The organism is Flavobacterium palustre, from assembly GCF_014639535.1.
GTDB lineage: Bacteria > Bacteroidota > Bacteroidia > Flavobacteriales > Flavobacteriaceae > Flavobacterium > Flavobacterium palustre.
In genome coordinates this window covers 133,038-153,983 of record NZ_BMGA01000009.1, presented here as the reverse complement: position 1 = coordinate 153,983, position 20,946 = coordinate 133,038, and the positions used below count along the sequence as shown (strand labels likewise).

The window sequence follows — 20,946 nt, the reverse complement described above, 5'->3', positions numbered from 1 at the left end:
GTTTGTCCGCCGTGGCGGACTATTTGTATTTGACTGAAGTTCTAGTGGTTTTATTCTAATCTATCGATTCTATTACTCTTATTTTATTTGTTCCGATTTGCATCGAAACGGCTGTCAATTCAATATGTCTAGGAACGTGTTCTTCTTATTTTTTCGCTTCGTTTTTCACACCGTGGTGTGTTTCTCGAAGCGGGTGCAAAAGTACAACTTCTTTTCTTTCTGACAAGCTTTTTTTAAAGTTTTTTTTAGAAAAATTTCTTTTCTGTTTTCTTCGGTTTTCTCATCAGCTTTTCAAGGAACGTCGCTCGTTTGCGGGGTGCAAATGTAACATCTGTTTTTAAATCTCACAAACTTTTTTAAACCTTTTTTTTGAAATTAAATTTCGAATTTGATTTATTAGTCTGTCAGTATTTTAAAGAACGTCTGCGTTGTTGCGGGTGCAAAAGTAGAACCTTTATTCGTTTTGACAATAGCTTTTCGTAACTATTTTTTATTTATTTTTTAATCAACTGAAAACGTGAAACTTATTTTTTGACTTTTTTAACCTTTGTAGGATTTCAGACGGACGAAGGCTGCGCTTTGAGGCTTTTTCGCAAAGGTTCACTAAGAAAACACAGAGATTCGCGAAGGGTTTTTCTAAAATTTAGAGAACAAAAAGTTGTTTCAACCCCAATCACCTAGCCCTGATAGCAGCAACAGCCTCCTGCACCGGTGTTCAGCGCAGGAGCTACAGCGAAAAGCAGGAAAGAGCTCCAAAAAAACCACACCTATATATGTATAGATTGAATTACCGGAAACATACTATAATATATATTGTATGTATTTTTCGAATACTATATATTTGCATTCTCAAAATTAAACTAACAATGATTAAGATTACTTTGCCCGATGGGTCAGTTAGAGAGTTTGCGCCAGGCGTAACTCCGATGGATGTTGCTAAAAGCATTAGCGAAGGATTTGCAAGAAATGTAATTTCAGCTTCTTTCAATGGTACAACCGTAGAAACAGTAACTCCTTTGACCACGGACGGCAGTCTTACATTATATACCTGGAATGATGCCGATGGAAAAAAAGCCTTCTGGCATTCGACTTCTCACGTCATGGCACAAGTTTTAGAAGAAATGTACCCTGGGATCAAATTAACTCTTGGGCCAGCGATTGCAAACGGCTTCTATTACGACGTGGATTTTGAAGATCAAAAAATCACTGAAGCTGATTTCAAGAAAATTGAAGACCGTGTACTTGAAATCTCAAGAGGAAAACACGAATTTAAACTACGCCCTGTTTCTAAAGCAGAAGCATTAGAACTATACAAAGACAATGTTTACAAAACTGAATTGATTTCGAATCTTGAAGACGGAACAATCACGTTTTGCGATCACGATACCTTTACCGACTTATGTCGTGGAGGACATATCCCAAACACAGGACTCATCAAAGCCATGAAGGTGATGAGTGTTGCAGGCGCTTACTGGCGTGGTGATGAAAAAAACAAGCAGTTGACTCGTGTTTATGGAACTTCATTCCCTAAACAAAAAGATCTTACCGAATATTTAGCTTTATTAGAGGAAGCAAAACGTCGCGACCACAGAAAGCTTGGTAAAGAACTGGAATTATTTGCTTTTTCACAAAAAGTTGGTCAAGGTTTACCATTATGGCTACCTAAAGGAGCTGCATTAAGAGACAGACTTGAACAATTCCTAAAAAGAGCTCAGAAAAAAGCCGGGTACGAACAAGTAGTAACCCCACATATTGGTCAAAAAGAACTATATGTAACTTCTGGTCACTATGCTAAATATGGAGCAGACAGTTTCCAACCAATAAACACTCCCGCTGAAGGAGAAGAGTTTTTGTTAAAACCAATGAACTGCCCTCACCACTGTGAAATCTACAACACAAGACCTTGGTCATATAAAGACCTGCCTAAACGCTACGCTGAATTTGGTACTGTATATAGATATGAACAATCTGGTGAGTTACACGGATTGACTCGTGTAAGAGGATTTACTCAGGATGACGCACACATCTTCTGTACTCCGGAACAATTAGACGAGGAATTCAAAAAAGTAATTGATCTTGTATTATATGTTTTTGGTTCATTAGGTTTTGAAAACTTTACTGCCCAAATTTCTTTGAGAGACCAGAAAAACAGAGAAAAATACATAGGTACAGATGAAAACTGGGAAAAAGCAGAAAATGCAATCATTAACGCTGCCCGTGACAAAGGATTAAATACTGTTGTTGAATATGGCGAAGCTGCATTCTACGGACCGAAATTAGATTTCATGGTAAAGGATGCCCTTGGAAGACAATGGCAACTAGGAACTATCCAGGTAGATTACAACCTACCAGAGCGTTTTGATTTAACCTATAAAGGTTCTGACAACGAATTACACCGACCAGTAATGATCCACAGAGCTCCTTTTGGATCTATGGAGCGATTTATAGCTATTTTACTGGAGCATACAGCAGGAAATTTCCCTCTTTGGCTTATGCCGGAACAAGCTATTATCTTGTCTTTGAGCGAGAAATATGAAAATTATGCTAAAAAAGTTTTAGAATTGCTAGAAAATCACGAAATTCGCGGGCTAATTGACAACCGAAACGAAACAATTGGCAAGAAAATTAGGGATGCTGAATTGCAAAAAATCCCGTTTATGCTGATTGTTGGTGAGGAAGAAGAGAAAAACGGAACAATTTCTATCCGTCGTCAGGGTCAGGAAGGAAAAGGAAATATTAGCGTTACAATAGAAGAATTTGCTTCGATTGTAAACGATGAAATAAACAAAACATTAAAAGTATTTACAGTTTAACTTAAATTTTAAAGCCATAGCAATAAGAAGCAACAGAGGTTTTCAACCTCGCGTAGAAAAAAAAGATGCCCACAGAATCAACAATAATATTCGTGGTCTACAAGAAGTACGACTTGTAGGAGAAAACATAGAAACTGGCATTTATAAAATTTCGGAAGCCTTGCGTAAGGCAGACGAATTGGAATTGGATTTGGTAGAGATTTCCCCTAATGCCGAACCACCTGTTTGTAAAATTATGGACTACAAAAAGTTCCTTTACGAACAGAAAAAACGTGAAAAGGAATTGAAAGCCAAATCGGCTCAAATTGTAGTTAAGGAAATCCGCTTCGGACCTCAAACTGATGAGCATGATTATGAATTTAAAAGAAAGAATGCTGAGAAATTCTTGAAAGAAGGATCGAAATTAAAAGCTTTTGTATTCTTCAAAGGACGTTCTATCATTTATAAAGATCAGGGACAAATCTTATTATTAAGACTAGCTCAGGATTTAGAAGAATTTGGTAAAGTTGAAGCGATGCCGGTTCTTGAAGGAAAGAGAATGATTATGTTCATTGCTCCTAAGAAAAAGAAGTAAGCAGTTGACAGTTGCAGTTTTCAGTTTTCAGACTGTAAATTGAAAACTGTGACTGAAAACTAAAAGATAAGTAAGTAAGAATAAATTAAAAACACTAGGAAAAAATGCCTAAAATGAAAACCAAATCTAGCGCCAAGAAACGTTTTAAAGTTACTGGTTCTGGAAAGATTAAAAGAAAGCATGCTTTTAAAAGTCATATCTTGACTAAAAAATCTAAAAAACGTAAATTAGCTTTGACTCACTCAGCGCTAGTTCACTCTACAGATATGAAAAGCATCAAACAACAATTAAGAATTATATAATTGTTATTCGTTAAAAGTTATTTGATATGAGTATTAAAACTCCTAATCTCTAACTTCTAACCTCTAACTTTTTATTCTTATAGGTTAAAACAATTTAATAACCTTGGAGTATGGCCAATAAGTACCCTTGATTAAATTCGGGTCGCCTGCTACAAAAATAAAAGTAAAAATTATGCCAAGATCGGTAAATTCAGTTGCTAAAAGAGCAAGAAGAAAAAAAATAATGAAACAAGCCAAAGGTTTCTTTGGTCGTCGTAAAAACGTTTGGACAGTTGCTAAAAACGCGGTAGAAAAAGCAATGCTTTATGCTTACCGTGACAGAAAGCAAAACAAAAGAAACTTCCGTGCTTTATGGATTCAACGTATCAACGCTGGAGCCAGATTAGAAGGAATGTCTTATTCACAATTCATGGGCAAAGTAAAAGCTAACGGAATCGAATTGAACAGAAAAGTTCTTGCTGATTTAGCTATGAACCACCCAGAAGCTTTCAAAGCTGTACTTAACAAAGTAAAATAAACGTTTTATCAACTCAATTTAGGATTACTTACTTATATAAAACCTCATTCAGACGAATGAGGTTTTTTTTATCCCCCTACCTTACTTTCCTTCCAAATTAGGCTATATTATTTTCATCAACAACGCAGTTATTATTAAGAAAATTAGTATTTTAGTTGTATGATTTCCTTAAGATGAATTTCCATAGATTTTATTCCAAATTAACAATTTTAGTAATAGCCATTTTAGCAACCTCTTTGCTCTCTTGTGAGAAGAAAAAAAAGACTGCCGAAGGATCTACGTATAAGCCCCAACAAGTTGATAAATATTTCAAACTTGCAAATCAATTCTACGATAATTCTAAATACGACAGTGCGTTCTATTACGCTACTAAAATTAAACTCATAATTAACCCTGAAAAAGATTTAGAAAAATACACAACTACCATGTTTATTTTGATAACATCTCAACAACTTCAGGGAGATTATTCTGGTGCTGAAAGTTCCATTGTAGAAACTTTATCTAATGTTGAAAAAGAAAAAAGCGAACGATATAAATACAAATTCTACACTATGTTAGGCTACAACTATACATGCCAGTCAAATTATAATGAAGCTCTATTTTATTATAAAAAAGCACTATCATTCAAAGTACCTAAAAAACGTAAACTAATAAGTATTATTAACATTGGTAATATTTACAAACAAAAAAAACAATTTAAAAAAGCTATTAAAATATTAGAGCCCCTATTAAGCGACAAAAACGCAAAACAAAACAAATATTATTATGCTGGCATTTTAAATGATTTAGGCTTCTGTTATTTTAAAACTGGTAATCCTAAAGCAATTATTTATCTAAATCAATCATTAAAAATGAATTACAATATGGATTCAACAGCTGATGATGACTATGATTTAACCACAAACTATTATTCTTTATATCATTATTATCTAAAAAAAGACAAAACAAAAGCCATCAATTTCGCTAAATTACTTTATAAAAAAGGAACACAATACAACAATCCTGACGATCGCTTACTAGCCTTGAACTTTCTAATAAAAAACAGCACCGGAGAAGAATTAAAAAAATATTCTCTTAATTATATCAATCTCAACGATAGCATTACTAAAGTCAGACAAAAAGCAAAAAACTATTTTGCTAAATTGAAATACGATTCAAAAAAAGAAAAAGAAGAAAACCTCAAACTCAAAGCAGAAAAAGAACTACAACAGGAATTAGAAAAAAACAAAAACATCATAATTGCTTTTACAATAATACTCATACTAATCATTTTTAGTTTTATTTACTATTATCTAATCGAGAAAAACAAGAAGGAAAAACTACAAACAGCCTATCAAACTGAAATTAGAATTGCAAAAAAACTACATGACGAATTAGCCAATGAAATCTACCAAACCATCAATTTTGCTGAAACACAGGATTTATCTTCTCCGAATGTTTCAGAAAAATTATTAGAAAACTTAGACAGCATTTACACTACAACCCGAAATATTTCAAGAGAAAACAATTTCATTGAAACCGGATCTCTTTATACAGAAAATCTGAAAGAAATGATTTCGAGTTTTAACAGCAAAACAGTAAATATCCTCATTAATGGTTTAGAAGAAATCGATTGGAAAAGCATTAGTGAATTAAAAAAAATAACAATGTATCGGGTGATACAGGAACTAATGGTAAACATGAAAAAACACAGCCAAAGTTCATTAGTCCTTATTTCTTTCAAAAAACAGGAAAATAGCCTCATATTAAACTATTACGACAATGGTATAGGAATCAATTTTGAAAAACAAATTAAAAAAAACGGCCTTCAAAACATTGAAAACAGAATTGTTTCTATAAATGGCAGTATTACTTTTGAAGAAAATCAGAATAAAGGAGTTAAAACAAGCATAATAATTCCAATATAATCTCAAACTTATGTTTAAAAAAGTATTAATTGTTGAAGATTTAGATTCTATCATAGAAACTATTAAACAAACCTTAGAAAAACTATCCATTACCAATATTCATTGTGTCAAATATTGTGATGATGCTCTTCTAAAAATCAAAAAAGCCCAGCTGGAAAAAGAACCATTTGAATTATTAATAAGCGATTTATCTTTTAAAGAAGATCATCGGGAAAACAAACTTAAAAATGGCGAAGATCTTATTAAAGCAGTAAAAAAAATCCAACCCAAAATCAAAACAATTGTATTTTCTATTGAAGATAAATCTTTTAAAATAAATTCACTTTTTGACAATTTAGAAATTAACGCTTATGTTATTAAAGGCAGAAACAGCATTCAGGAATTAAAAAATGCCATACAGGAAATTTACAATAACAAAACACGAATACTGCTACCGCAAACTGCTATAAGCACAACAGGCAAAAATGCAATCATAGAAATAGAATCTTATGATATTGAATTATTGAAACTATTATCTAATGGATTTATGATAAATGAAATTGCTGACCAATTTAAAAATTCAGAAATTCAGCCCAACAGCAATAGCAGTATAGAAAAGCGAATAAACAAACTTAAAATCTACTTCAAAGCAAACAACAATGTACATCTGATAGCCATCACAAAGGATTTAGGTTTAATATAAAAACAAATCGAATACTACAACCTAGCAATCAATACCTTATAACATCCAGTAAAAAGACACTTTTTACGGTTTCCCGTAAAAAAATTATCTTTATTTGTTCTAAATTTGGATTCATTCTTTCAAAAAATCAATTGGGTCAAATAAAGGAATAAACTATGCAAACCATAAATAGTTTTTTAAAACTTGTTTATATTGGGTTATTAATCACTTCAACATCATGCTCAAAGGAAGAAATAAATCTTAAGAAAGAAAGTATTTCTTCAGTAGATAACTTAAAAAAAAATTCTTACAAAAAGATTAATTCAACAACTAAGGAACAATTTTATTATTATTCAGAAACAAACAATAAAAAATATAATCATCGCATTACAGGTAAAGATGATAGCGGTAAAAATGTCAAAGGAGTTATTAATCTTGAATCAGAAATCGGGATTGGTGTTATAAAGAAAGAAGATGAAATTACAGAAATTGAAATTGTCAGCGAAAATATCTATTCCGACAAAATAATTGCAACCGATATAAATGGATTTCAATACCGATTAAAACTAGATGATGAATAATATTTTAAGTTTTTTGTTGCTTCTTTCTTGCAGCAGGAAACAGAACATTGTTCAAAATCAAGCGATATCCGGGAGAATTAGGATGTAAATCTAAAACTGTTGGCGAGTCCCCTACTTTATGTTGGTAATCTTCAGGATCATGACCTCCATAAAAACTAAACATTCCTTTGCCTTTTTGACCATGAATGTATCGAACTTCACCATTTAGTTCACATTTCCCTAAATTCAGCACACTGGATTTAATCAAATCAGCATCAAAAGCAGTGGTTTGTCCCATAAATCCTTTGATAAGTTGGGTGTGATTTTGGCAAAGCATACTAGGAATCGGATCCCATTTAGCCGAAAATTCCATAAGAGTAAAATAATCTTTTTCCATAGGAACGATTCTTTTTTCAGTCATATCAATATCTGAAAACTCATATTTCTCCGGACTTCTTTCTAAAACAAAATCTTTAAACGCAAATGAATTTGCATAATTAAGTTTAGATTGGTAATTAGCTTCACTTGGATCACCGTCAAACATCGATTCGCAAATATCAACTCCATCAGCTGACAAAGCAATATCAAAACTATCCGTTGCCGAACACATGGCAAACATAAATCCGCCTCCTATAACAAAATCCCTGATTTTTTTGGCTACAGCCGCCTTTTCCTGAGAAACTTTAGAATATCCTAATTTGGCAGCAAGATTTTCAGACTCTTTTTTCTGTTCGATATACCAGGGTACATTTCGATAAGAACCATAAAATTTACCATATTGTCCGGTAAAATCTTCGTGATGCAAATGCAACCAATCATAGAGAACTAATTGGTCGCTTAAAACTTCTTCATCATAAATTGGGGTAAAGGGGATTTCAGCATAGGTCAAAACCAAAGTCACAGCATCGTCCCAGGGTTGTTTGCCTTTAGGAGTATAAACAGCAATTTTAGGCGCTTTTTCGAGAATTACGTTTTCCATGTTTTGCGACGGACTAGCAATCTCGTTTAAAATTGACTGCTGTTCATTATCTGAAATCACTTCAAAACTTACGCCTCTAATCTGGCATTCTTTTCGGATTTCTGTAGCATCAGGTAATAAAAAAGAACCGCCACGATAATTCAATAACCAACTCGCCTTATACTTTTTTTCTAAACACCAATAGGTAATTCCGTAAGCTTTTAAGTGATTTTGTTGGGAAGTTTCATCCATTGGCAACAAAATATAAGAAGCTTTTACTGAAAAAGAAATTAAGATAATACTCAGTAAGACTATTTTTCTAAAAAGCATTGGACTGTTTTATTTCAAATATAGCGCTTTTATCTTAAAACGGCATATCGTCGTCGTCGTCGTCATTCAAATTACTTCCAAAAGCTTCATGAGGAGATGGTAAATTTTTAGTAATAAATGAATTGTCATCCTGATTCATTGACGAAGGCAAATCGTCATCATAACCTCCGCTGTAATCATCTAAATTATCGAACTTTCCTAAGTGTCCTAAGAATTTTAAACGAACGTTTTCAATTCCACCATTACGGTGTTTGGCAATCATAATTTCGGCCTGACCTGCTGTTGGAGCTGCTTCATCATCATCCCATTCTTCAATTTTATAATATTCAGGACGGTATAAAAACGATACAATATCGGCATCCTGCTCAATCGCTCCCGATTCACGAAGGTCAGAAAGCAAAGGTCGCTTACTGGAACCACGTGTTTCAACGGCACGCGATAACTGTGAAAGTGCAATTACAGGGACATTTAATTCTTTAGCCAAAGCTTTTAAGTTTCGGGAAATAGTCGAAATCTCCTGCTCACGATTTCCTCCTCCTTTTTGATTTCCACCAGCAGTCATCAACTGCAAATAATCGATAATGATAATCTTGATACCATGTTGAGAGGCCAGACGTCTGGCTTTAGCACGTAAATCAAAAATGGAAAGCGAAGGCGTATCATCAATAAACAATGGTGCTTTTTCCAAATCTTTTACTTTAGTACTTAGCATTGTCCATTCGTGAGGTTCTAATTTTCCGGTACGTAATTTTTCTGAGGATAATCCGGTTTCAGATGAAATCAAACGGGTAATTAACTGTACAGATGCCATCTCCAGCGAAAATACAGCTACTCCATGACCATAATCAATTGCCATATTTCTTGCCATCGACAATACAAATGCTGTTTTTCCCATCGCCGGACGTGCCGCGATAATAATTAAATCACTTGGCTGCCAACCAGAAGTCAATTTATCCAGATTAGTAAAACCGGTTTCAACACCACTTAATCCTTCTTTTTTACTAATTTCTTCAATTTTCTTTTTGGCTTGTAATACTAAACTTTGTGCTGTTTCCGAACTACGTTTAATATTTCCCTGAGTAACTTCGTAAAGTTTGGATTCGGCTCTGTCTAACAAATCAAATACGTCTGTAGTTTCATCATAAGAATCTTCAATAATTTCAGATGAAATACGAATCAAACTGCGTTGAATGAATTTTTGAAGAATAATTCTGGAGTGAAACTCAATATGAGCCGAAGACGATATTTTTTGGGTTAGCTGAATTAAATAAAAATCACCTCCTGCCAACTCTAATTTTCCGTTCTTTCTTAATTGCGCAGAAACCGTCAACAAGTCGATAGGTTGTGTTTCAGTAAACAACTGAACAATAGCTTCAAAAATATGCTTATGTGATTCTTTATAGAATGCGTCTGACTGAAGAATATCAATTACATCGTCAACTCCTTTTTTATCAATCATCATTGCACCAAGTACTGCTTCCTCAAGATCAACAGCCTGAGGAGGCAATTTTCCTTTTTCCAGATTTATGATTGTAGTTTTATCCACCTTTACAGGCTTGACATTCTTAAAATTTTCCATAGCACGAAAGTAACATAAATTTAAAAAAAAACAGTGTTTAGTTATTACACCAATATGTTTATAACTCAACTAATTTTGTTTATAACCAAAAAAAAATCCGAAACAGCAAGGCTTCGGATTTATATTCTTAAAAATAGGTTCATTATTCTTTAAATTCACCCATTTTTGTGTATTTATCCATTCTTTGAGCAATTAAATCTGCTGTTGATAAATCTTTCAATTCGTTGAATCCTTTTAAAATATATTGTTCAACTGTCTTGAAAGTGGTCTCTCTGTCATAATGAGCTCCTCCTAATGGTTCAGGTATAATATCATCTATTAATTCCTGTTTTTTCATATCAGCAGAAGTCAATTTTAATGCCTCAGCTGCTTTTTCTTTATATTCCCAGCTTTTCCATAAAATAGAAGAACATGATTCAGGAGAAATTACAGAATACCAAGTATTTTCAAGCATGTATACGCGATCTCCAACCCCAATTCCTAAAGCTCCACCAGAAGCACCTTCACCAACGATGATGGTAATAATAGGCACCTTAAGCAAAACCATTTCATAAATATTTCTGGCAATAGCTTCACCTTGTCCGCGCTCTTCAGCTTCTAAACCAGGATAAGCTCCCGGAGTATCGATTAAAGTAACTACAGGAATTCCAAACTTTTCAGCCATTTTCATCAATCGCAAAGCTTTGCGGTAACCTTCCGGATTTGCCATCCCAAAGTTTCTGTACTGACGTGTTTTAGTATTATAGCCTTTTTGCTGACCAATAATCATAAAAGACTGACCTCCTATTTTTCCTAAACCGCCTATCATGGCTTTGTCATCTTTAAATCCTCTGTCGCCATGAAGTTCTAAAAACGTATCTCCACAAAGTCCTCTAACGTGGTCCAGAGTATAAGGTCTGCTTGGATGCCTTGATAATTGCACACGTTGCCAGGCAGTAAGGTTTTCATAGATATTTTTCTTAGTTTCAATCAGTTTATCATTGATTTGATTGCATGTAGCAGTAACATCAACATCTGATTCTTGCCCGATAACCTGACATTTTTCTAACTGATCTTCAAGTTCTTTAATGGGAAGCTCAAAATCTAAATATTCCATAGGATTTGTGCGTTATTATTTTATTTGGAAGTGCAAATATAAAATATTAAATCATTTACACCCGCTTATTTTTTATTTTAGTGAGTTAGCCTACCTAAATTCCGGATTTATACTGTTTTAAAAACGCCTTATTCAAGTCTCTATCAACTGATTTTCAATACAAAAAACAAAGAGTCCTTTTTTAATCACAACCAATTCCGCTATAATGAATTCGCAATTTATTTTAATCTTCTTCGATGCTTTAAAATGCCATTTAATATAACCGTCACGATAATAATAACTGCACCTGCATAAAACAAAACACTCATTTTTTCTTTTTCACCAATAATAAAATAAGCTAAAACAATTCCGTAAACAGGCTCTAAATTAGTCGTTAGCATTACCGTATAAGGACTTAATTGCTTCATTACCTTTACCGATGCTGTAAAAGCATAAGCCGTACAAACACTGGACAAAACCAATAACAGTACCCAATTATTAAAAGAGACATCAAAAAAAGCGACCGTAAATTTATTTTCCCATATAAAATAGCCGCTAATAAAAAATATTCCTGCCAGAAATTCATAAAATGTAATCACCGCTGAATCGTGCTTTTGAATTAATTTACCATTAAACAAAGTAAATAAAACACCCAGAGTAATCGAAATCAAAGCAAACAACATACCTTCAAAATAAGCCATTTCAACCTGCATGATTACAGACAATGCAGCAATAATTATCAAACCAAAAAAAACTTCGTACCAAAGTATTTTTCGCCCATAAAACAACGGTTCCAACAACGAAGCTAAAAAAGCTCCCAATGAAAATACCGACAAGGTAATCGATACATTTGAAACATGAATAGCATGAAAAAAGAAAATCCAGTGCAGTGCTATCAGCAAACCTACCAAAGTCAACTTTAGTAATGCGTCCCATGCTATTTGAAATGATTTCTTTGAAAAGAATATATAGGAACCTAAAAACAAAGATGCCAAAAGCATTCGATACCAAACAATAACATCGGCATCCATGGTAATCAAAGCACCAAGAATGGCAGTAAACCCCCAAATAAATACTATGAGGTGAAGATTGAGATAACTTTTAAGTCTATCGTTTGGCATTACGCAGTAAATATACAGCCAGAATTCCAAAAATAATATTTGAAAACCAAACTGCTAACATAGGAGGAAAAGTAGATTTCTCTGCCAAAACCCCAAAAATTTTATCGAAAAACACAAAACCAAAAGCCACAGCAATTCCTATAGTCAAATTCATTCCCATTCCTCCTCGCCTTTTCATTGAAGAAACTGCAACAGCAATAATGGTAAGGATAAATGCCGAAATCGGAACACTGAATTTCTTATACAAAACAACCAAATAAACCTTGATATTAGAAGAACCTCTAGTCTTTTCCTTGTCAATAAAATCAATCAATTCGCCCAACCTCAGGGTTTCTGCTATATAAACAACAGGAGTTAAATCTTCCAATTCAAACTTAAACTTCATGTTTTTTTCAGGTAAAACTTCGATTTTATCCCCTAACGCTCCTACTGTTCTTTGGGTATAATCGTATAAAGTATAAGTACTGTCTTTTTCATTCCATTTAATCCTGCTGGCAGTAATTTTAGAAACCATTTTTTCTTTTTCAAATTTCTCTAAAACAAAGTTAAAAGCCATCTTAGAAGAGCTATTAAAATTACTCACATACAGAAATTCTTTGTTGTTCAGTTGACGGTAAACATCAGTATTGTCGCCAACCATTTGTTCCCTACCACCCGATCTCAGGTACATGTAACGGAAATTATTGAATCCTTCACTAGCTTTTGGAACTACATAAAATCCCATTAATAAAACTCCAACAGAAACGATGGTCGCACCAATAATAAATGGTCTTAAAAAACGGGTAAATGAAATCCCTGAACTCAATATCGCTATAATCTCAGTATTATTAGCCAATTTTGAAGTAAACCAAATAATCGATAAAAATAAAAATATCGGAAATAAAGCATTGGCAAAATAGATAGTAAAATTACAATAATAGACAACAACGTCCATAAATGGAACTTTGTTTTCAATCATTTTATTAATCTTTTCCGAAACGTCAATGATAATCCCGATAGGAATAAACATCAGCAACATAGTCACAAAAGTGGCTAAATATCTTTTCAGAATGTATTTATCTAGTATTGTTAACATACTTTAAGGTTAGAAGTTAGAAGTCGGCAGTTAGAAGTCGGGAACTGGAAGTTTTTAGCTTCAAAATATTAACTTCTAAGTTCCATCTTTTTTTACAACCGTTGACTCATATTTTTCACCATCATTTCTTTCCATGGTCTGAAATCGCCGGCTAAAATATGCTTTCTGGCCTCACGAACCAGCCACATATAAAAACCTAAATTATGAATCGTAGCAATTTGTTTTCCAAGATATTCATTGGCAGCAAAAAGATGACGTAAATACGCCTTCGAATATTCTGTATCCACAAAGGTGATTCCCATTTCGTCAATTGGCGAAAAATCAGCTTCCCATTTTTTATTCTTGATATTTATGGTACCGTTAGCCGTAAACAACATTCCGTTTCGGGCATTACGGGTTGGCATCACACAATCAAACATATCAATCCCTAAGGCAATATTTTCCAAAATATTAATTGGAGTTCCTACTCCCATCAAATATCTCGGTTTATCTTCCGGCAAAATTTCGGTAACCACCTCGGTCATCGCATACATTTCTTCAGCTGGTTCTCCAACTGAAAGCCCTCCAATAGCATTTCCTACCTGACCGGAATTAGCAATATATTCAGCCGACTGACGTCGCAAATCTTTATAAGTACTTCCCTGAACAATTGGAAAAAATGCCTGGTTGTAACCATATTTCACCGGTACTTTATCCAAATGATTGATACAACGATCCAACCAACGGTGCGTCATGTGCATCGAACGCTTGGCATAATTATAATCACAAGGATAAGGTGTACATTCGTCAAAAGCCATAATAATATCAGCTCCGATAGTACGTTGAATTTCCATTACATTTTCCGGAGTAAAAGTATGGTACGATCCATCAATATGCGATTTGAACTTCACTCCTTCTTCCTTAATTTTTCGGCTATTCGAAAGCGAATATACCTGATAACCTCCTGAATCAGTCAAAATATTACGATCCCAATTCATGAATTTATGCAAACCACCCGCTGCTTCTAAAATTTTAGTTTGCGGACGCAAATACAAATGATAGGTATTTCCAAGAATAATATCAGGATTAATTTCTTCTCTTAACTCTCTTTGATGCACCCCTTTTACCGAGGCAACGGTACCTACCGGCATAAAAATTGGCGTTTCAATCACACCGTGATCAGTGGTAATACTTCCCGCTCTGGCTTTAGAAAGTGGGTCTTTTTGTAATAAATCAAACTTCATACTAAGGTTTTTCTCCCAATTGTTCTCCCGACTATTCGGGAGCGCAAAGATAGTTTAATTTAGAAAAAAGCTACATCTTTTAACAGCAAAATAAGAGCCCTCCTTTTTAAAAGTTCCCACCACGAATTACACCAATAAACACAAATTACTAACCGTTTGTAATTACACAAATTCTTCGCTAAACTTATTTTTAACCTGACAATTAATAACAGCATGGTATTCGATACGAATTCTATTTGTGCAATTCCATTTAAAATTTGATAATATTAAAAAATTAGTGAATTCGTGGCTGATTTTTGCACAAACCATTAAAAAATTAAGAATCATTAATATAAATTCCCTTAATTTCTTAATGGTAAAGTTTAAGATTTAAAGTGGTTTTAATATTCGTAACTTTGTATTACCAATGATTATACTTCAAAAAAACGATGAAACTCAACATTCAGGATACTTTCAACAAAGAATTACCAGCCGACCCAATTACAGCAAACTACGTCAGACAGGTTGAAAATGCTTGTTTTTCATTTGTAACTCCTACAAAAACTGCTAACCCTCAAATACTTCATGTTTCGCCGGAAATGCTCGAAAACTTAGGATTATCCAAAGACGATTCGCAAACAGAAGAATTCAAAAATGTGTTTACAGGAAACGAAGTTTTGACCAATACCCAGCCTTATGCCATGTGTTATGGCGGACACCAATTTGGCAACTGGGCAGGACAACTGGGCGATGGCCGCGCGATAAATTTAACAGAAATCGTTCATAATAACCAGCGTTGGGCTATCCAACTCAAAGGCTCCGGAAAAACACCTTATTCCAGGACTGCCGACGGACTGGCTGTTTTACGTTCTTCCATTCGCGAATATTTATGCAGCGAAGCCATGTTTCATCTTGGCGTTCCTACTACCCGCGCTTTATCACTCGCTTTATCAGGTGATCCCGTTTTAAGAGACATGTTGTACAACGGAAATCCTGCTTACGAAAAAGGAGCCATTGTAAGCCGAATAGCACCCAGCTTTTTGCGTTTTGGAAACTATCAAATTCTGGCAGTCCGCAATGATGTTCCAACACTCAAAACCTTAGTTGATTATACAATTAAACATTTTTATACTGAATTAGGAGCACCTTCGAAAGAAACATATCTTCAATTTTTTAGAAAAGTAGCCGAAAACAGCCTTGAAATGGTCATTCATTGGCAACGTGTGGGTTTTGTTCATGGGGTTATGAATACCGATAACATGTCAATCCTGGGATTAACGATTGATTACGGTCCTTATGGCTGGCTCGAAGGCTATGATTATGATTGGACTCCTAACACCACCGATTCCCAACACAAACGCTACCGCTATGGAAACCAACCCAATATTGTGCTTTGGAATTTGTACCAATTGGCTAATGCCTTATATCCATTAATTAGAGAAACTGAAGGTCTGGAAGCTGTTTTAGCCGATTTTGGAACTGCTTTCGAAAGTAAATACCTAAACATGATGCGTTCTAAAATTGGGCTTTTCTCCGAAAATGAAAACGATCAAAAACTCATCCAGGAATTAGAAAACAATCTGCATTTGACTGAAACTGATATGACTATTTTCTTTAGAAATCTAAGTCGTTTTACAAAAGGAAATGTGGAATCCGGATTCAAAACCATACAAGATGCTTTCTACAACACAAACGAACAATCGCTTGAATTAATTGAAGCCTGGGAAAAATGGTTTGAAAATTACAGCCAAAGATTGCAATTAGAAAAGGAGACAGATGCTGATCGTGCTGAAAAAATGAACGCCATCAATCCCAAATATGTACTCCGTAATTATATGGCGCAACTGGCCATTGATGCTGCCGACAAAGGAGAATATAATTTAATTGACGAACTTTTCAATTTGCTTAAAAATCCATACTCTGAACAGGAAAATATGGAAAAATGGTTTGCTAAACGCCCCGACTGGGCCAGAAATAAAGTAGGATGTTCTATGCTTTCGTGTAGCTCTTAGGTTATTCCGATATTTTTATTTCTTTGATTTTAAAGAATACTCCAAACAAAAGTAACCTTTCAAAAAGTTTCTTTTGGTTTTATCAAATTTCAAATCATCATATCCTATTAAATCCATATAATTACATACATTTGTAACATTCTCACAAAGAAATAAAACATGCAACATACCTTATTAATAGTTCCCGGATTAGGCGATTCAACCGCAGGACATTGGCAGGACAATTGGTTACAACATTTTCCAAATGCAACGAAAGTAGTTCAGGATAACTGGAACCAACCACAATTACAAAATTGGTTAAAAAACTTAGACACTACAATAAAATCTATTGAAACTCCTATCGTTATTGTGGCGCATAGTCTGGCGGTTTCATTGATAGCACATTGGTCACAACAAAATGATACCGAAAAAATTATTGGTGCTTTACTCGTAGCTCCCGCAGATGTAGAATCGGCTGAACATACTCCGGAAGAAACCTGGAACTTTGCTCCTATTCCATTATCAAAATTAAACTATCCTTCTATCGTAATTACCAGTTCTAATGATCCATATATTTCGGTTGAAAGAGCTGAATTTTTAGCCCAAAAATGGGGAAGTCAATTCTACAATGTAGGGCCAAAGGGACACCTCAACTTGGCTTCCCAATTAGGACTTTGGGAAGAAGGACAGGAAATATTACAAACTTTGCTACAACTTATTACTAAAAACAAAAAATAAGTCGCTGTAAAAAACTACAGACTTTTCTTGTGATTTAGAATCTAATTTCATTATGTTTGTATAACTTGTAAAAAATATCCTTTTAAAGTTATACGTATGGAAATATTAGAAAACCTCGAACCTTTACTCAAAACATTTTGGTACATTGCCATTCCTACTACACTGATTTTTACTGTACAGGCAATAATGACTTTTTTAGGTGTCGATTCATCAGATGGACTTCAAGCCGATTTTGACAGCAATCTTGAAAGCGGCGACACCACTTTCCAGTTATTCTCATTAAGAAATCTTATCAATTTTTTATTAGGTTTTAGCTGGACAGGAATCTCATTCTACAATACAATTAACAATCCTACTTTATTAATTATAATTTCGGTAGTAGTTGGCTGCCTGTTTGTGTATTTGTTTTTTATCATTATCAAACAAGTTCAAAAACTGGAAGAAGACAATTCTTTTAAAATTCAGAACACACTAAACAAATCCGCTGAAGTTTATTTAACAATTCCTGAAAATAAAACTGGAAAAGGGAAAATTATGATTAGTATCAATGGAGCTTTTCATGAACTGGAAGCCATGACCGAACATGCTGAAAAAATTAATTCCGGTAGCGTTGTAAAAGTCGTAAAAATAGAAAACAACAATATCATCATCGTACAACCCATTTAAACCCAATCCATGACACCAGTAATTATTATTGTAGTAGCCGCAATTGTCTTTTTTGTAAGTATCTCAGCCTTAATTTCAAGATACAAAAGATGTCCTTCAGACAAAATATTAGTAATCTATGGAAGAACAGGAGGAACTTCTGCAAAATGTGTTCACGGTGGTGGCTCTTTTATTTGGCCCGTAATTCAGGATTATGCTTTTTTGGACTTAAAACCTTTATCTATTGAGGCAAATTTGACTAATGCGTTGAGTAGACAAAATATTCGTGTGGATGTTCCATGTCGTTTTACGATTGCTATTTCGACCGAAATAGAAAGCATGAATACTGCTGCAGAAAGATTATTAGGATTAACTTCCGAACAAATCCAGGAATTGGCTAAAGATATTTTATTTGGTCAGTTGCGTTTGGTAATCGCTACGATGACTATTGAAGAAATTAACTCAGACAGAGATAAATTTTTAGATAATATCTCTAAAAACGTAGATAGCGAATTGCGTAAAATTGGTTTAAAACTAATCAACGTAAACGTAACCGACATCAAAGACGAATCAGGATATATCGAAGCTTTAGGAAAAGAAGCTGCCGCAAAAGCCATCAACGAAGCTAAAATTTCTGTTGCCGAACAAGAAAAAATTGGTGAAACCGGGAAAGCTTTGGCAGACAGAGAAAAAGATACTCAAATTGCCGAAACTCACCGAGACAGAGATGTAAAAATTGCTATCACACAAAAAGACCGTGAAATTAGTATTGCATCAGCCACAAAAGACGAAGCAATTGGAAAAGCCGAAGCAGAAAGAGATACCAGAGTAAAAACTTCTGAAGCGAATGCAATTGCGATTCAGGGAGAAAACGAAGCTAAAATTGCCATTGCTAATTCGGAAGCTTTGCGTAGAGAAAAAGAAGCAGAATCCTTGCGTATTGCAATAGCTGCTGAAAAAGTACAACAAGCAAAAGCTTTAGAAGAATCCTATATTGCAGAACAAAAAGCAGAAACAGCACGTTCAGAAAGAGAACGTTCTACTCAAATTGCCAACGTTGTTATTCCTGCCGAAATTGCCAAACAACGTGCTATTATCGAAGCCCAAGCAGATGCTGAAAGAATCAGAGAAAATGCTAAAGGAGAAGCGGATGCTATATATGCAAAAATGGAAGCAGAAGCAAAAGGACTTTACGAAATATTAACCAAACAAGCCGAAGGTTACAAACAAGTAGTGGAAGCAGCAGGTGGTGATCCGAGTCAGGCCTTCCAACTATTATTAATTGAAAAATTACCTGAATTAGTAAAAACACAAGTGGAAGCCGTTAAAAATATTAAAATTGATAAAATCACGGTTTGGGATTCAGGAAACAATACCGATGGAAATGGCTCAACCGCTAATTTTGTATCCGGAATGATGAAAACAGTTCCTCCATTAAATGATTTATTTAACATGGCAGGACTTAATTTACCAAATTATTTAAAAGGAGAAAATCAACCTGACGCCCCTATTTCAAATCATCAAACAACTAATGAAAACGAAGAATAAAATCGCTTTATTTTTCAAATTTAAGACGTTTACTACCCCAAAAAAGCCCTCATTCAGGGCTTTTTTTGCTTCTGCTATTGCACTACAACGTTTGATAACAAACCAGCAAAAAGTTGTTTTACAACAATCTGCAACAAAATTGTTACGAAATATCTTTTTCTAAAAAAAATCACCTCTTAAAAATAATTCTGAAAATGAATTACAAAAAAACAAAAACACTTAAAATTTTAAAGGATATCAATTTAACCTTCAGATTTAATCAAATCAATAATAGCAATGACTCTAAATGTATTCGATCAAAACAATTAGTGTGTAATTTACATTTATAAAACCATCTACTTTGTTTAAAATAGAATCAAAAGTGTACTTAGAACAATAATCATTGGTTGCAATTACTACCAAACAATTCCGAAAATCATTTGTCTTACGGGAAAATAAAAATTACATTTGCAGCAGTTTAACTTTTACGATCAAAATGAAACCTAACACTCAACAATTAAACGATTTAATTATCCAAGTAAGAAGAGACATCCTTCGAATGGTACACGCTGTTAATTCAGGTCACCCGGGAGGTTCTCTAGGTTGTACCGAATTTTTGGTAGCCTTGTATCAAAATATAATGGACCGCAAAGAAGGTTGGGACATGGACGGAGTTGGAGAAGATTTATTCTTCTTATCAAACGGTCACATCTCTCCTGTATTCTATAGCGTTTTAGCACGTAGTGGCTATTTCCCTGTTTCTGAATTAGCAACTTTCCGTTTGTTAAATTCAAGACTACAAGGACACCCAACTACTCACGATAACTTACCGGGAGTACGTATTGCATCTGGTTCTCTTGGTCAGGGATTATCAGTAGCAATTGGAGCTGCACAAGCTAAAAAATTAAACAACGACAAACATATCGTTTATACACTTCACGGTGATGGTGAGTTACAGGAAGGTCAAAACTGGGAAGCTATCATGTATGCTTCTGCAAAAGCTGTTGACAACTTAATTGCAACTGTTGACCTTAACGGAAAACAAATCGACGGAACAACTGACGAAGTTTTAGCAATGGGAAGTCTTCGTGCTAAATTTGAAGCTTTTGACTGGGAAGTGGTTGAAATCACTAAAGGAAATGATGTTGAAGCTATCATTGGAGGAATGGCTGAAGCAAAAGCAAGAACAGGAAAAGGAAAACCGGTTTGTGTATTATTGCATACTGAAATGGGTAACGGTGTAGATTATATGATGTACAGTCATGCTTGGCATGGTAAAGCACCAAATGATGCACAACTTGAAAATGCTTTAGGACAAAATTATAACACTGGAGGCAATTCAGATTATTAATAATTGTTCAGTATTCAGTA

Annotated in this window: 18 protein-coding genes; 12 read left to right on the top strand and 6 right to left on the bottom strand. The window is 34.3% G+C overall.

Annotation, left to right across the window (positions count from 1 at the left end):
• The first annotated feature begins 866 nt into the window (after positions 1–866).
• From thrS to IEV84_RS15090, 7 genes are all read left to right on the top strand, one after another.
• Complete coding sequence (gene thrS, locus IEV84_RS15120) at positions 867–2,813, top strand: threonine--tRNA ligase (RefSeq protein ID WP_188495414.1); 1,947 nt, start codon at positions 867–869, stop codon at positions 2,811–2,813.
• Positions 2,814–2,829: 16 nt separating this feature from the next.
• Complete coding sequence (gene infC, locus IEV84_RS15115) at positions 2,830–3,387, top strand: translation initiation factor IF-3 (protein WP_373282925.1); 558 nt, start codon at positions 2,830–2,832, stop codon at positions 3,385–3,387.
• Positions 3,388–3,491: 104 nt separating this feature from the next.
• Entirely contained in the window at positions 3,492–3,689 is a 198-nt protein-coding gene (gene rpmI, locus IEV84_RS15110) for a 50S ribosomal protein L35 (RefSeq protein ID WP_007810722.1), read from the top strand.
• Positions 3,690–3,861: 172 nt separating this feature from the next.
• Positions 3,862–4,206, top strand: coding sequence for a 50S ribosomal protein L20 (gene rplT / locus IEV84_RS15105; protein ID WP_035658458.1), 345 nt, complete (start codon positions 3,862–3,864; stop codon positions 4,204–4,206).
• A 173-nt stretch (positions 4,207–4,379) separates the two neighbouring features.
• Positions 4,380–6,113 (top strand): tetratricopeptide repeat-containing sensor histidine kinase, encoded by a 1,734-nt coding sequence (locus IEV84_RS15100; protein WP_188495413.1) that lies wholly within the window; start codon positions 4,380–4,382, stop codon positions 6,111–6,113.
• A 10-nt stretch (positions 6,114–6,123) separates the two neighbouring features.
• Positions 6,124–6,795, top strand: coding sequence for a response regulator transcription factor (locus tag IEV84_RS15095; RefSeq protein WP_188495411.1), 672 nt, complete (start codon positions 6,124–6,126; stop codon positions 6,793–6,795).
• Between the two features lie 155 nt (positions 6,796–6,950).
• Positions 6,951–7,355: a hypothetical protein gene (locus IEV84_RS15090; RefSeq protein WP_188495409.1), complete on the top strand. Its 405-nt coding sequence runs from the start codon at positions 6,951–6,953 to the stop codon at positions 7,353–7,355.
• Between the two features lie 4 nt (positions 7,356–7,359).
• Here the strand turns inward: IEV84_RS15090 and IEV84_RS15085 are convergent, their stop codons facing one another.
• From IEV84_RS15085 to tgt, 6 genes are all read right to left on the bottom strand, one after another.
• Positions 7,360–8,622, bottom strand: coding sequence for an asparagine synthetase B (locus IEV84_RS15085; RefSeq protein ID WP_188495407.1), 1,263 nt, complete (start codon positions 8,620–8,622; stop codon positions 7,360–7,362).
• A 34-nt stretch (positions 8,623–8,656) separates the two neighbouring features.
• Complete coding sequence (gene dnaB / locus IEV84_RS15080; RefSeq protein ID WP_188495405.1) at positions 8,657–10,201, bottom strand: replicative DNA helicase; 1,545 nt, start codon at positions 10,199–10,201, stop codon at positions 8,657–8,659.
• Between the two features lie 142 nt (positions 10,202–10,343).
• The gene (locus IEV84_RS15075; RefSeq protein ID WP_188495403.1) at positions 10,344–11,297 is read right to left on the bottom strand and encodes an acetyl-CoA carboxylase carboxyltransferase subunit alpha; all 954 of its coding nucleotides are present in this window, start codon (positions 11,295–11,297) and stop codon (positions 10,344–10,346) included.
• A 218-nt stretch (positions 11,298–11,515) separates the two neighbouring features.
• Positions 11,516–12,397, bottom strand: coding sequence for a DMT family transporter (locus tag IEV84_RS15070; RefSeq protein ID WP_188495401.1), 882 nt, complete (start codon positions 12,395–12,397; stop codon positions 11,516–11,518).
• On the bottom strand, positions 12,384–13,472 hold the full coding sequence (locus tag IEV84_RS15065; RefSeq protein ID WP_188495399.1) for an LptF/LptG family permease: 1,089 nt from the start codon (positions 13,470–13,472) through the stop codon (positions 12,384–12,386). The genes IEV84_RS15070 and IEV84_RS15065 overlap by 14 nt, the downstream gene beginning before the upstream one ends.
• A gap of 92 nt (positions 13,473–13,564) precedes the next feature.
• Positions 13,565–14,695, bottom strand: coding sequence for a tRNA guanosine(34) transglycosylase Tgt (gene tgt, locus IEV84_RS15060; RefSeq protein WP_188495397.1), 1,131 nt, complete (start codon positions 14,693–14,695; stop codon positions 13,565–13,567).
• Between the two features lie 428 nt (positions 14,696–15,123).
• Here tgt and IEV84_RS15055 point away from each other — a divergent pair, with 428 nt between their 5' ends.
• From IEV84_RS15055 to IEV84_RS15035, 5 genes are all read left to right on the top strand, one after another.
• The gene (locus IEV84_RS15055; protein ID WP_188495395.1) at positions 15,124–16,686 is read left to right on the top strand and encodes a protein adenylyltransferase SelO; all 1,563 of its coding nucleotides are present in this window, start codon (positions 15,124–15,126) and stop codon (positions 16,684–16,686) included.
• A gap of 159 nt (positions 16,687–16,845) precedes the next feature.
• Positions 16,846–17,403: an RBBP9/YdeN family alpha/beta hydrolase gene (locus tag IEV84_RS15050; RefSeq protein ID WP_188495394.1), complete on the top strand. Its 558-nt coding sequence runs from the start codon at positions 16,846–16,848 to the stop codon at positions 17,401–17,403.
• A 96-nt stretch (positions 17,404–17,499) separates the two neighbouring features.
• Complete coding sequence (locus tag IEV84_RS15045; RefSeq protein WP_188495392.1) at positions 17,500–18,069, top strand: NfeD family protein; 570 nt, start codon at positions 17,500–17,502, stop codon at positions 18,067–18,069.
• Positions 18,070–18,078: 9 nt separating this feature from the next.
• A complete protein-coding gene (locus IEV84_RS15040; protein WP_188495390.1) occupies positions 18,079–19,596 on the top strand; it encodes a flotillin family protein in 1,518 nt (505 codons plus the stop codon).
• Positions 19,597–20,071: 475 nt separating this feature from the next.
• Positions 20,072–20,926 carry a transketolase gene (locus IEV84_RS15035; protein ID WP_188495388.1) on the top strand — a complete coding sequence of 285 codons (855 nt, stop codon included), beginning with the start codon at positions 20,072–20,074 and terminating at the stop codon, positions 20,924–20,926.
• Positions 20,927–20,946: the final 20 nt, after the last annotated feature.